Annotated in this window: 10 protein-coding genes; 6 read left to right on the top strand and 4 right to left on the bottom strand. The window is 48.6% G+C overall.

What is annotated here, in order from left to right; all coding sequences use genetic code 11:
* Positions 1 to 8: 8 nt before the first annotated feature.
* The 3 genes from ACO0KW_RS13425 to ACO0KW_RS13415 all read right to left on the bottom strand — a co-directional run bounded on the left by ACO0KW_RS13425 (position 9) and on the right by ACO0KW_RS13415 (position 4613).
* Positions 9 to 1748: an NADH-ubiquinone oxidoreductase-F iron-sulfur binding region domain-containing protein gene (locus ACO0KW_RS13425; protein ID WP_423053679.1), complete on the bottom strand. Its 1740-nt coding sequence runs from the start codon at positions 1746 to 1748 to the stop codon at positions 9 to 11.
* A gap of 114 nt (positions 1749 to 1862) precedes the next feature.
* Positions 1863 to 3500 carry an OFA family MFS transporter gene (locus ACO0KW_RS13420; protein WP_423053677.1) on the bottom strand — a complete coding sequence of 546 codons (1638 nt, stop codon included), beginning with the start codon at positions 3498 to 3500 and terminating at the stop codon, positions 1863 to 1865.
* Positions 3501 to 3695: 195 nt separating this feature from the next.
* Positions 3696 to 4613, bottom strand: a complete 918-nt coding sequence (locus ACO0KW_RS13415; RefSeq protein ID WP_423053676.1) for a LysR substrate-binding domain-containing protein — start codon at positions 4611 to 4613, stop codon at positions 3696 to 3698.
* Between the two features lie 108 nt (positions 4614 to 4721).
* Between ACO0KW_RS13415 and ACO0KW_RS13410 the strand changes: the two genes are divergently transcribed.
* The 5 genes from ACO0KW_RS13410 (at position 4722) to ACO0KW_RS13390 (ending at position 9431) form a co-directional block, all read left to right on the top strand.
* Positions 4722 to 5948: an acyl-CoA dehydrogenase family protein gene (locus ACO0KW_RS13410; protein ID WP_423053675.1), complete on the top strand. Its 1227-nt coding sequence runs from the start codon at positions 4722 to 4724 to the stop codon at positions 5946 to 5948.
* A 32-nt stretch (positions 5949 to 5980) separates the two neighbouring features.
* A complete protein-coding gene (locus ACO0KW_RS13405) occupies positions 5981 to 7051 on the top strand; it encodes a phosphotransferase family protein (RefSeq protein WP_423053674.1) in 1071 nt (356 codons plus the stop codon).
* Positions 7052 to 7062: 11 nt separating this feature from the next.
* Positions 7063 to 7773: a histidine phosphatase family protein gene (locus ACO0KW_RS13400; protein WP_423053673.1), complete on the top strand. Its 711-nt coding sequence runs from the start codon at positions 7063 to 7065 to the stop codon at positions 7771 to 7773.
* A 37-nt stretch (positions 7774 to 7810) separates the two neighbouring features.
* On the top strand, positions 7811 to 8653 hold the full coding sequence (locus ACO0KW_RS13395) for an SDR family NAD(P)-dependent oxidoreductase (protein ID WP_423053672.1): 843 nt from the start codon (positions 7811 to 7813) through the stop codon (positions 8651 to 8653).
* A gap of 496 nt (positions 8654 to 9149) precedes the next feature.
* Positions 9150 to 9431 carry a hypothetical protein gene (locus tag ACO0KW_RS13390; RefSeq protein WP_423053671.1) on the top strand — a complete coding sequence of 94 codons (282 nt, stop codon included), beginning with the start codon at positions 9150 to 9152 and terminating at the stop codon, positions 9429 to 9431.
* Between the two features lie 154 nt (positions 9432 to 9585).
* Here the strand turns inward: ACO0KW_RS13390 and ACO0KW_RS13385 are convergent, their stop codons facing one another.
* Complete coding sequence (locus ACO0KW_RS13385; protein WP_423053670.1) at positions 9586 to 11589, bottom strand: sigma-54-dependent Fis family transcriptional regulator; 2004 nt, start codon at positions 11587 to 11589, stop codon at positions 9586 to 9588.
* Positions 11590 to 12044: 455 nt separating this feature from the next.
* Here ACO0KW_RS13385 and ACO0KW_RS13380 point away from each other — a divergent pair, with 455 nt between their 5' ends.
* Positions 12045 to 13565: an aldehyde dehydrogenase family protein gene (locus ACO0KW_RS13380; protein ID WP_423054667.1), complete on the top strand. Its 1521-nt coding sequence runs from the start codon at positions 12045 to 12047 to the stop codon at positions 13563 to 13565.
* Positions 13566 to 13622 lie beyond the last annotated feature (57 nt).

The raw sequence follows: 13622 nt of genomic DNA, 5'->3' as shown, positions 1-13622 counted from the left end.
TTACGAAATTACTGATTCACTGGATTGAGCTCGTGCGGAAAATACTTCACCACACAATCGACAGGATTGGGCGCGGCTTGGCCTAGACCACAAATTGAGGCATCGCGCATCACCGTGGAAAGCTCTGCCAACAAAGGCAGATCCCAATGAACTTGCGCAATCAGCGCTGACGCTTTAGCGGTGCCCGCCCGACACGGTGTACATTGACCACAAGACTCATGCTGGAAGAAATGCATCAAATTGCGTGCTGCATTCACCGCACTGTCGCGTTCTGATAAAACCACCACTGCGGCAGAACCAATGAAGCATCCATGAGGTTGCAGAGTATCAAAATCAAGCGGTATGGTATTCATACTGGCTGGCAAAATACCACCCGACGCACCGCCTGGCAGGTAGGCATAAAGCACTTCGCCGTCGGCCATACCACCGCAGTATTCATCGATCAATTCTTGTATCGTAATCCCCGCTGGTGCCAGTTTCACACCGGGATTTTTTACTCGTCCAGAGACCGAGAATGAACGCAATCCTTTACGACCATTGCGTCCCTGCGCGCCAAACCAAGCGCCACCTTTTTCCAAAATATCGCGCACCCAGAACAAGGTTTCAAAATTATGTTGTAGCGTTGGGCGTCCAAACAAACCGACTTGCGCCACATACGGTGGGCGCAAACGGGGAATGCCGCGCTTGCCTTCTATCGATTCGATCATCGCGGATTCTTCACCGCAAATGTAGGCACCAGCACCGCGCCGCAAATGTATCGTCGGCATATTAGCGATGGGCGGTTCGGTACGTAAGCGCACCAACTCTTGTTCTAAGATAGCGCGACAAGCATGGTATTCATCGCGGAGATAAATATAAATATCTGCAATGCCGACCGCCCAAGCTGCAATCAGCATGCCTTCCAAAAACCGATGCGGATCACGCTCCAAATGAAATCTATCTTTAAAAGTACCGGGCTCACCTTCATCAATATTCACTGCCATCAAGCGTGGCCCAGCTTCTGCTCCGACGATGCGCCATTTACGTCCGGCTGGAAAACCAGCGCCGCCGAGTCCGCGCAAACCGGAATCTTCCATGGTCCGTAACACGCTTTCTAATTCGCGATTGCCACTGACACATTCCTTTAACAGTGCGTAACCACCTTGTGCCTGATAAGCGGCGTAATCCATGTAATGACCAACTTCTGCGCTCAGCTGCCCGCTTTGCACCGCGGCTTCGACTTTGACAAGATCTGCCTGTGCGATGCCATGTTGCCCGACTACGACTGCGGGTGCTTGCTCGCAGCGACCTATGCAAGGTGCCGCGATAACACGAACTTCTGCACCGAGTAGAGCGGGCAATCTGTCTAACAGGCTTTGAGCACCCGCCATTTCGCAAGATAAGCCGTTGCAAACCCGCACCGTCAATCCAGCGGGCATGGCTTCATTTTCTTTCACCACATCGAAGTGATGGTAGAAGGTAGCGACTTCATACACTTCGGTTTGCGCCAGACGTAATTCTTGCGCCAATGCCGCTAAGTGGGCTGCCGATAAAGCCTTGTAGTGATCCTGAATTTTGTGTAAATGTTCGATCAGCATATCTGCTGTGCGCGGCGCATCTCCCAACAAGGCCTGCACTTCTGCTAAGGCTTGCGGATCGACACGGCGCCCTTTCGGCGCTTCGCGTTTGCGTTGTTTACTTGCACCTTGCATAGCGCCTGCTTTTTCAGCATCCTTCGTTGGATGAATGGGTATCACTACTTTGCTCATTATCAGATCCTATTTTTCTCGGCTTCTATTTTTATATTTTACTTTTTATTCTTATCGCTATTTTCAACACCAATTTTGCTGCGGGCGGATCATGCACATGATCCGCCACGACCGCTATTTAAACAACACCACAGCTTTTTCTAGCGTCGTCAGTACACCCCACGCCAAGGGCAAACCCACCGCCAGCCATGCAACTATCACCAGCACAAGGCTGGAAGACTTATCGCCACCAACAATGTCAACAGTACCAACTTCCGCCGCAAATGCACGATCATTCGCCAGCTTACGCTCGACCGCCAACTCGGCTTCCGTCATAAAATATTTATCAGCGACTGGACGTATCATGGCATTACAAGTACATCCCAATACCAACATGCCGGCCAAAATATACATGGTGATGGTATAAGAATCCGCCTTCGCCACGCCGTGCGCTAATTGATATTCACGAATGTAATTCACGAGCACCGGACCGAGCACACCGGCTGTTGCCCAAGCTGTCAATAAGCGACCATGAATCGCGCCAACCATTTGGGTACCAAACAAATCTGCCAGATACGCGGGTACAGTGGCAAAGCCGCCGCCATACATAGACAGAATAATACAAAAAGCGCCAACAAATAAGGCTAAACTTCCTGCTTGCCCAAAACTCGGAATGGCGGCGTACAAACAAAATCCCAAGATGAAGAATACAAAATAAGTCGCTTTACGTCCTATGTAATCGGACATTGACGCCCACACAAAACGTCCACCAATATTGAACAAAGAAAGTAGTCCGGTAAATCCAGCCGCAATCGCAGCGATCTGCATTTTTTGCGCCGCATTCAAATCATTAAACGCAACATCGATACCAATTAAGCGTCCGGCAAACACTTCTTGCAACAATGGCGAAGACATGCCGAGAATGCCGATACCGGCTGACACATTCAGGCACAGTACGCCCCATACCAACCAGAATTGCGGGATACCCCAGACTCGGCTCACGTGCACATGCTTTTGGGTAATCATACTGTTATTGCTCGCTGGCGGTGGTGTCCAGCCTGCTGGTTTCCAGCCAGTTGGCGGAACGCGATACGATAAAGCACCGCCCATCATGAATACAAAATAAATCGCTGCCATCACCAAAAAAGTTTCCATCACGCCGACTGATGTAGGGGTCGCAAAATACGTCATTAATTTATTCGCGAATGGTGCACCTATCATGGCACCGCCACCAAATCCCATGATCGCCATGCCAGTCGCCATGCCGCGCCGGTCAGGAAACCATTTAATCAAGGTCGATACGGGAGAAATATAACCAAGGCCAAGTCCAATACCGCCAATCACGCCTGAACCCATCCACATCAGCCAGATTTGATGCGTATGAATTCCGAACGCTGAAATCACCAAACCACCACACCAACATAATGCAGATACCACGCCCGCTTTGCGCGGCCCCGCGTGTTCCAACCATCCGCCCCAGATCGCCGCCGACGAACCAAGCAGGACAAAGAATAAGGTATACATCCAACCTAGCATGGAGATCTTCCAGTCGCAATTGCTGGAAAAAATTTCGGCCAAAATACCGATGTCCTTGGCGCAGGCGACTGGGTCTTTGATGCCTATGGCTTTCGATAAGGGTAACCAAAATACGGAAAATCCGTACGCCATGCCTATGCACAGATGAATCGCCAATGCCGCGGGTGGTACTAACCAACGATTAAAGCCTTTGCCCGCAATCGTCCTTTCCTTTGCCAACAGTTCAAGTAAAGCCATGATGTCTCCAGTTTTTTTGTGATGTTTTTATTTATTGTTTGCACGCTTACTATCTACTTTCTTAATTTAAATCACTTGTTCGTAAGAAAGTTTTTTGAAAATACTTCAAAACTACAAATCAAAAAATATGAAGCGGGACACGCAGACGAACCAGCCTACGAGGCTTTTAATATCACTACTTGATTCAACAAGAGCTTACTCTCCATTCATCAATACAATCAATTGCTGGCGTAACCAAACATTCGCAGTATCGTTTTCTGCACTCACATGCCAATATAAATGTGCATCGATGGGTTGTGTTGCTAAGGGAAACGGGTCAATTCGGTTCATAAACTGTGCATTCGCAATTTTTCCGTATTGTTCTGGCATGGTCAGCAACAAATCGGTTTCGCTTACTACGCGACAGGCTGCAAAATAATGTTGGCAGCGCAAACTAATCTGGCGTCGCAAACCTTCGCGATTTAATTCGAAATCTTCTAAACCCATACCCTGACGACGCGATGACACCAATACATGCCCTTGCTGCAAGTAAGTCGAGAGGTCGAGTGGCAAATTTTTTTTCTTCGGCATCTGTGGGTGCCCTTTACGCGATAGCACAATCAAGCGATCACGCGATACGCGCTGTTGGCGGATATTGCCTGACAGTGGAATTGGCACTTCCAGCACCATATCAAGATTGCCGCTGCTCAGTGCAGGTTCGATCTCACGTCTATCCACACGCACGCTGGCAATGCTAATGCCCGGTGCTTGTTGCATGATTCTTTGTAATAAAGGTGGCAAAACTGTCGCTTCAAACACATCACGTAACCCCAAATTGAAATTGCGTTGCGTCTGCATAGGATTAAAATTTTGCTCAGTTTGCAAACTTGCTTCAAACAACTGTAATCCCTGGCGCACTTGCGTGATGATGCTACGAGTAAATGGCGTCGGTACCATGACTGCCCCTTGCCGCACAAACAAGGGATCATCAAACATGGTGCGCAAACGAGCGAGAGCATGACTGAGCGCGGGCTGACTAAGATGTAAAGTCTGGCTGGCACGCGTGATATTGCCTTGACTATAAATGGCATCAAGGACGACAAATAAATTGAGATCGGTACGAGATATATGCATGAAATGAATTATGTCACATTCATATTATTCATTTGAATAATTAAGTACGAGACCGTATGCTGATACAACAAACTTGGCATTAGCACTTCACCCATTTGAAAGCGCACTATGAACTTCGCCCACTCCGACACTGCCGCCGATCTAATTGCTCGCATGCAGTCTTTCATGCAGGAGCATGTAGTTCCCGCAGAAAAAATCTACGCTGCTCAATTGCGAGGTGGTACTGACTGGACGCAGTGGCAGCAACCGTCCATCATGGAAGAACTCAAAGCCAAGGCGAAAGCAGCAGGATTATGGAATCTGTTTTTACCTGAAGACGGTGCACGCCTATCGAATATTGACTATGCGCCTTTAGCGGAAATCACGGGTCGCTCCATGATCGCGCCAGAGGTCTTCAACTGCAATGCGCCCGACACTGGGAATATGGAAGTGCTAGTCAAATACGGCTCGGACGAACAAAAGCAGCGCTGGCTCAAACCTTTGATGGCGGGTGAAATCCGTTCCGCCTTCTGCATGACAGAACCTGAGGTCGCTTCTAGCGACGCAACAAATATGGCAGCAACAGCGATCTTGGAAGGTGATGAAGTCGTGTTAAATGGTCGCAAATGGTGGAGTTCTGGCATTGGTCATCCCAACTGCAAAGTGCTAATTTTTATGGGTCTCAGCGACGAGCTGGCGGATAAGCATCAACAGCATTCCATGATCTTGGTGCCACTAGACACGCCGGGCGTCAAGATAGAACGCATGCTCCCAGTATTCCACACACTAGACGAACCCTATGGCCATGGCGAAGTCAGCTTCACCAATGTGCGTCTGCCTTTATCATCCATCATCGGTGGCTTAGGACGCGGATTTGAAATCGCGCAAGGACGCTTAGGGCCAGGTCGAATTCATCATTGCATGCGTGCGATCGGTGCTGCAGAATTTGCATTAGAACTGTTGTGCGAACGTGCGATGAGTCGGGTCGCCTTCGGCAAACCTTTGACCAAGCTTGGCGGTAATGGCGACATCATTGCCAACGCGCGCATGGCAATCGAACAGGCAAGACTACTAACTTTGAAAGCAGCGTGGATGATGGATACCGTCGGCGTCAAAGGGGCGATGAGCGAGATTTCGCAAATCAAAGTGATCGCGCCCAACGTTGCAACGCAGGTCATCGATGCCGCTATGCAAATGCATGGCGGTGCAGGTTTATCCGATGATTTTCCACTGACCGCTTTGTACGCCTACGCGCGCGTGCTGCGCATCGCAGATGGACCGGATGAAGTACATCGCGGCTTAATCGCGAAACTTGAACTAAAAAAACAAGCTAAACGCCTCGGCATTTCCGAATAAAAAATACGAAGAATGCGAAGAATACGATCACTATGACTACCTTGCTAGATACCGCATCAACCGTACGCGCCGGAGAAGAGCTTGACAGCGAAAAAGTCAGCGCCTTTATACGCGATCATTTACCCGCCCTACATGGCGAACCAGAGATAGAACAATTCCCCGGTGGCGCATCGAATCTCACTTACTTATTGCGCTATCCAGAACGCGACTTGATCTTGCGCCGACCACCGTTTGGACATCGCGCCAAATCAGCGCATGACATGCTGCGCGAAGCGAAGATCATGAGCGCACTGAAACCGGTGTATCGCTACGTACCGGAAGTGATCGCGACTTGTAATGATCCTGCGATCATGGACTGTGACTTCTACGTCATGGAGCGCTTGCATGGCATTATTCCGCGCCAGAATCTACCCAAGGATTTGGTGTTATCGGCGGAAGATACGCGCCGTTTGTGCCTGAACGTCATCGACAAAATGATAGAGTTACATCAGATCGACTATCAGCAAGCAGGATTAGCTTCGATCGCCAAAGGTGCGGGTTATGTGGCACGCCAAGTCTCAGGTTGGTCTGAACGTTATCGTCAAGCAAAAACCGACGATGTCGGTGACTTTGAAAGGGTGATGCAATGGCTGCAGGACAAAATGCCTGCGCAAGACCTCACTACCTGTCTAATCCACAATGACTTCCGTTTTGATAATGTGGTGTTAAATCCAGATCATCCGACCGAAGTCATCGGCGTGCTCGATTGGGAAATGGCAACGCTCGGTGATCCTTTGATGGATTTAGGAAATACGCTCGCGTATTGGGTACAGGCCGATGACGATGCGGTATTTCAATCAGTACGCCGCCAACCCACCCATTTGCCCGGCATGTTGACTCGCCAAGAAGTGATCGCTTATTACGGCGAAAAAACCGGCTATCACGTCGACAATTTCGATTTTTATGCGATCTTCGGACTGTTCCGTTTAGCGGTGATTGTGCAACAAATTTACTACCGCTTTTTTCATAGGCAAACCACCAATCCTGCCTTTGCCGACTTTGGCAAACTCAGCAACTATCTGGAAAAACGTTGCCTGCGCCTGATCAATGCCTCACGTTTGTAAGTCGAAGAAATATGAGTCATATTTATTTAATCCGGCACGGTCAAGCCAGCTTTGATGCTGACGATTATGATCAGCTGTCGCCGCTTGGCGAAGAACAGTCACGTCTTTTGGGCGATTGGTTTAAACAAAACGGGGAAACACTTAGCCAGGTGGTAATGGGCAGCAACCGCCGCCATCGCCAAACCGCACAACAATGCCTGCAGCAATTTAGAAATTCGCCAGACGATTTTCCAGAAACGGAGTGGATCGTCGACGCTGGCTTTGATGAATTTGATCATCAAGATGTTTTGCTCAGAAACCATCCTGAATTTGCGGATTTTCGTGCGTTGAAACAATCATTCAACAATCATCCCCATCCACGGCGCGCGTTTCAGCAAATGTTCGCGGCAGCGGTGAATCGCTGGGTCAATGGCGAATATAACGACTACAAGGAAAGCTGGGTGCAATTTCAACAGCGTTGCCGACTTGCTCTACAACGCTTGTCAGAAACAAAAAGTGAACAGCACAACATGTGGATTTTCACCTCGGGCGGCACCATCTCAGCTCTGCTGCAAGACGTGCTCGGCATCAGTGATCAACGTATTTTTGATTTAAATGCCAGCTTACTCAACAGCGGCGTCAGCAAACTACAAATCGGCACCAAGCGTATCGGCTTGGGGTACTTGAATAGTACAGCGCATTTAGAAACACATCAGCGCCCAGAATTAATCAGCTTTCGATAATTATACAAAAACCACCATCAGAGAACCGGAGAACAGCATGCAAGAACTGAAAGGCAAAGTCGCCGTCATCACAGGCGCAGCAGAGGGAATAGGCAAAGCCATCGCGCTCGCCGCTGCCGCAGAAGGAATGAAATTGGTATTGGCTGACATCAGCACCGAGATGTTGAATAAAACCGTGGCAGAGCTTCGTGATGCGGGCACTGAAGTAATTGGCGTCGTCACCGATGTTGCCCAAGAAAGCGCCATTCTAGCTTTGGCAGAAAAAGCGTTTACCCAATTTGGCAACGTACATCTATTGGTGAATAACGCTGGTGTCGCTTTCACCAAATCTGCTTGGGAAACGACTGCTAAAGATTGGGAATGGATTATGGGGATCAACCTGTATGGTGTGACCCATGCATTGCGTGCTTTCATCCCGCGTATGCTGGCCAATGGCGAAGAGGGTCACATCGTGAATACTGCCTCGTTAGCAGGTCTGATTTCTGAACCAGCACTAGCCGCCTATAACGTGAGTAAATTTGGCGTGGTGGCATTGAGCGAAGGTTTGTATCACGACCTGACTTTACGCAAATCAAAGATTGGTGTTTCGGTGCTCTGCCCTAGTTGGGTCAAAACGCGCATTACCGATTCCGAACGTCACCGCGATATTGACGATCGCAGTAAGCCTGAACAATTAGAAAAAGTCAGCCTGAAAACTGGTGCAGCGATTACCAAAGCGGTCGAAGCTGGCATCGCGCCCCAGCAAGTTGCCGATGCTGTATTTGCAGCAATTAAGGCTAATAATTTTTACATCCTCACGCATCCAGAATCGAAAGCAGCAGTTCACATACGCACAGAAGATATTTTGCAAGGTCGCCCTCCTAGCCTGCTGCCGATTTAGAAGCGCAACAATTTGTCCCAGCGCAAGCAATATGGAAAAAGCGGCTTGATTTTAACGCATAGCAAAATTATGAGACAATTTTTCACATTTGCTTAGTCCGAAATCTCCTACAATGCAGTAAGAGCTCACATAAATCGAAGTCGCTCGACAGCCGCTCATTGCCGACAAGAAGACGCTGCGTAGGAGCTCGGCAACTTACACAAATGAGATAATAATTTACCTTGCATTATTGACGTTACTTGAATACATTGAAGTAAGCAAAATCACCCGTTGTTCAACAAGTAGTTCAGCAAACAGTTCGGTACTTAATACAGCACCTAATACAGCAAACAATACAACGAGACGTAGAACAAGTCGCAGACACACCAGCAGCTCTTCAGGGCGCCCAAGCTTATTGCCCTAAAGTGCAATATACAAGCATAAATTCAACTAATAAAATCTAATCAGAAGTCAAAGTTTTTTGTTTAAACCATTTAAATAGGATTCATCATATTCCATGGCTAACATCCTCGATATCCCTCATTCCGAAGAGTTTCAATACGATCCGAACAATTTACTCGATACATTGATCAAAACTCTGGGCATTAAAAACGATGCTGCACTGTCACGTGCATTGGAAGTCGCACCACCAGTGATTAGTAAAATCCGTCATAAGATTTTGCCAGTCGGTCCTTCATTATTGATTCGTATGCATGAAGAATCTGGACTGAGCATTCGTGAGATTCGCAATTTAATGGGTGACCGCAGAGAAAAATTCCGCATGCCGGATCAGATGTAATGAAACGTAGACAAGTGACGCCAGATCAGCAAGTTCATCTGGCGTCTTTGTTGATGAGCTGCTGCTAGTTGCAAAGATTAGCGATGGAATTTCCAAGCCCATTTGCAGCCGAATGAAGAAGCAAATTCGCTGCTAGCGCAACTTACGGCCACCGCTACTGCTCCTGCAATTTACGATACAAAGTCTGTCGGCTAATTCCCAGACTACGGGCTGCCGCTGATACATTACCATTCGCCTGCGCCAAAGCTTGCTGTATTAGTTGATGCGTATTTTCCTGCAAATTCTGTACTGGCATTTTTGCTTGATCCAGATTTTGTGACTCTCGTTTCTGCGATTCGGGCACGGAAAAGTACTTCGGTAGTCGTGCAGCTGCGTCCTGTTTGGTATCCCCAACAACGCCATCGTTCCGCAAGTCACAGACCAACTCGTCCCCAAGATGCTCCCAGTTGATACTCATCCGCTCGTTGTCGATTAAGGCAACTGCAGTCCTCAATACATGGCTGAGCTGACGCAAGTTACCAGGCCAAGCATAGCTCTGCAATGCCTTCAACAAGTCGGACTGTATGCTGACCTCTGGCGCAGCAAGATCTTGCAAAATACTTGCACACAACGCGGCAAAATCTGATCTCTCTCGCAGCGCGGGCAAACTCAGACTCAAACCATTAATTCGATAAAATAAATCCTCGCGGAAACGCCTCTGCTCAATGTTGTGTTTGAGGTTTTGATGAGTCGCACAAATCAAATTGAAGTCCACCGCAATCGCATGGCTACTGCCCAGTGGGGTTACTTGGCGTTCCTGCAGTACACGCAACAATCTGGTCTGCAAACTCAAGGGCATATCACCAATTTCATCCAGAAATAAAGTACCACCATCGGCTTCGCGCAAACGTCCTGCTGCGCCCTGGCGTGAGGCACCGGTAAATGCACCGGCGACATAGCCAAACAATTCGGCCTCAATCAAGTGCTCTGGGATCGCAGCACAATTAACTGCTACAAAACGCTGATCGCGACGTGCAGAGTTTCTGTGTACAGTTTGCGCAAACACCTCTTTACCAACCCCAGATTCACCGGTGACTAATAAAGGAATACGTTTATCGATCACCTTGTTCGCTTTCTCAAGCGCCGTTTGCCAGCGACTGTCTACATCTTGCGTCCGCGTCTGCATTGACGTGTCAACGGAATGCGCGGCTCGAACGCTGCTCGCTCGCAAGGTCATGCCATGCCGGACCCGGCTCTGGCTGTGCATTTGTATGAATAAACGAGAGCCATCGCGGCATAGTACGGGTTCAGACTGCCCCGCTAAACGCAATTGATTGGTCAATAGCGCTTCAAAATTCTGTTCAAATAAATGTGCCCAAGAAATGCTGGCAACATCGGTAAAACGCAATTTCAGCAAGGCCAACCCACGCCGGTTAGCACCTACCAGACAACCATCTTCCGAGAATGCTAAAACGCCTTGGGCGACTGAACCTATTCCCTCTGCACGCGGATGAAGCTGCACCAGAATCTGATGTTGGCAGGCACTCAGGACCATGCTGTTCTCTATCATTTGTGCCGCAGTCGTCACCAGACCCAGTGTATGCGGATGATGGCTGCGATGATCACCCGAAATATCGAGTATCCCCATCAATTGCCCTTGCGCCGACAAAATAGGGGCAGCGGCACAGGTCAAAAATTCATTCGGCTCCAAAAAATGTTCAGCACCGTTGATTTCAATTTCACTCACTTCCGCTAACGCTGTACCAATCGCATTCGTGCCGCGTTGATTCTCAGCCCAACTGGCGCCGCATTTCAGAGCCACACGATCAGCTTTGCTCAAAAAATCCAAATCCCCCAGCGTATGCATCAACACACCCTGCGCGTCAGCGAGTATCACCATGCTATGACTGTGCCGCAACTGCTCAAACAGGTATTCAATCACGGGCTCAGAATGACTGATCAGCTCGTGATTGAATTCACGTGCAGAATCTAAATTGGGTACGCTCAGATTATCCGCACAGTCAACACCGCCAAGCGGCGACAAACCCGCGGACATACTGCGCTGCCAAGATTGTGCGACGCGCAAATCGATACCGGTATCTGGACGAATGCCACGCTCGACAAATTGCAAACGTGCCTGCTTCAAATGAGGCGCTGTGAGAATCGCGTGTGGACGCATGAAAATATCTCCTGGGGCAATGTGGCAGAAGTTCTTTGACATCTGCTCTATGTGTGTTTCGAAATCGAGTCTGATACGACATCTTAAAAAACATATAGGCGACAAACTGTCACTGTCTCAAAATGTTACACCTGTCACTTTTTGAGACTTGAACACGTGAACAACTCCCACGCATCTTAGCAGGAATACGCGTGACGAAGCGCGAAGCTAGATCAAAGCTACGATAAAAAAAGCGTGAAATATTGTCACGCTTTTTCCATTCACATAGGAGGTTGCATTGCAGCAAACAACGCAACATATAAAGAGACATACAAGGTCACACAATCAGCAGCCGACAACCCTATTCACTTGGCACGGCAATTGCAAACAAGGAATGCAACAACTAGCAAATCATGTTTCATACCTGTGATTTGACACAGTTGGGATTCAACTTAAATCAACAACAGGAGACGATCTTGATCTACCAAGCACCAGGTGCCGCAGGCGCCATCATTCAATACAAATCTCGTTACGACAATTTCATTGGCGGCAAATGGACAGCGCCGGTCAAAGGCAACTACTTTGACGTGATCACGCCTATCAGCGGCAAGGTCTACACGCAAGCGGCGCGCTCTAGTGCAGAAGATATCGAACTCGCACTTGATGCTGCCCATGCAGCGGCCGATGCCTGGGGCAAAACATCACCGACAGAACGCGCGAATATCCTCAATAAAATCGCGGACAAGATAGAAGCCAATTTGGAACTTTTAGCCTATGCGGAATCCGTCGACAATGGCAAGGCGATACGCGAAACCCTGAATGCCGACATCCCCTTAACAGTCGATCACTTCCGCTATTTTGCAGGCTGTGTACGGGCGCAAGAAGGTTCCTTATCAGAACTCGACGAGACAACAGTCGCCTATCATTACCATGAACCTCTGGGCGTCGTGGGTCAAATCATTCCATGGAATTTCCCGATTCTGATGGCCGCATGGAAGTTGGCTCCTGCCTTAGGAGCGGGTAATTGCGTGGTCCTAAAACCAGCAGAATCAACACCGATTTCCTTATTGATTTTGACTGAACTGATTGCAGATTTATTGCCGCCAGGTGTCTTAAATATCGTCAACGGCTATGGTCGCGAAGCGGGTATGCCGCTTGCAAGTAGCAAACGCATCGCCAAAATTGCTTTCACCGGCTCGACTTCTACCGGTCGCGTGATTGCGCAGGCAGCGGCGAACAATCTGATCCCTGCTACACTCGAACTGGGTGGAAAATCGCCGAATATTTTCTTCGCAGATGTGATGGATGCCGATGATGCCTTCTTGGACAAAGCGATCGAAGGTCTAGTCTTATTCGCTTTCAATCAAGGTGAAGTCTGCACTTGCCCATCACGTGCTTTGATTCAAGAAAGCATTTACGACAAATTCATGGAACGTGTCTTAAAACGGGTAGCGGCAATTAAACATGCGAACCCATTAGACACCGATAGCATGATGGGCGCTCAAGCTTCAAAAGAGCAATTGACAAAGATTCTATCGTATCTCGATTTGGGTAAAGAGGAAGGTGCCGAACTGTTGGCTGGTGGTGCGCAAGCGCATCTGGGTGGCGATCTGGAAGGAGGCTACTACGTACAACCGACTCTCTTCAAAGGTCACAATAAAATGCGCATCTTCCAAGAAGAAATTTTTGGACCGGTATTAGCAGTCACAACCTTTAAGGATGAAGCGGAGGCACTCGCGATTGCGAATGACACGCTGTATGGTTTAGGTGCTGGCGTGTGGAGCCGTAATGGCAACGTTGCCTACCGTATGGGACGTGCAATCAAAGCTGGACGTGTCTGGACCAACTGCTACCATGCCTACCCAGCGCATGCTGCTTTCGGTGGTTACAAAGAATCTGGCATTGGTCGTGAAAATCACAAGATGATGTTGAATCATTATCAGCAAACCAAAAATCTGTTGGTCAGCTATAGTGAAAACAAATTAGGTTTCTTCTGATGTAATTTTAAGGAAGAGTAGCGCTGTTCGTATTTGCCTACTGCGGCATCTGGGAAT

The organism is Undibacterium sp. Ji22W, from assembly GCF_049340305.1.
GTDB lineage: Bacteria > Pseudomonadota > Gammaproteobacteria > Burkholderiales > Burkholderiaceae_D > Undibacterium.
This window is presented reverse-complemented; position numbering and strand designations above follow the sequence as displayed.

Coding starts and splice junctions, on each gene's coding strand:
- ACO0KW_RS13395 (WP_423053672.1), top strand. CDS start 7,811: ATGCAAGAACTGAAAGGCAAAGTCGCCGTCATCACAGGCGCAGCAGAG.
- ACO0KW_RS13415 (WP_423053676.1), bottom strand. CDS start 4,613: ATGCATATATCTCGTACCGATCTCAATTTATTTGTCGTCCTTGATGCC.
- ACO0KW_RS13390 (WP_423053671.1), top strand. CDS start 9,150: ATGGCTAACATCCTCGATATCCCTCATTCCGAAGAGTTTCAATACGAT.
- ACO0KW_RS13400 (WP_423053673.1), top strand. CDS start 7,063: ATGAGTCATATTTATTTAATCCGGCACGGTCAAGCCAGCTTTGATGCT.
- ACO0KW_RS13420 (WP_423053677.1), bottom strand. CDS start 3,500: ATGGCTTTACTTGAACTGTTGGCAAAGGAAAGGACGATTGCGGGCAAA.
- ACO0KW_RS13425 (WP_423053679.1), bottom strand. CDS start 1,748: ATGAGCAAAGTAGTGATACCCATTCATCCAACGAAGGATGCTGAAAAA.
- ACO0KW_RS13385 (WP_423053670.1), bottom strand. CDS start 11,589: ATGCGTCCACACGCGATTCTCACAGCGCCTCATTTGAAGCAGGCACGT.
- ACO0KW_RS13410 (WP_423053675.1), top strand. CDS start 4,722: ATGAACTTCGCCCACTCCGACACTGCCGCCGATCTAATTGCTCGCATG.
- ACO0KW_RS13405 (WP_423053674.1), top strand. CDS start 5,981: ATGACTACCTTGCTAGATACCGCATCAACCGTACGCGCCGGAGAAGAG.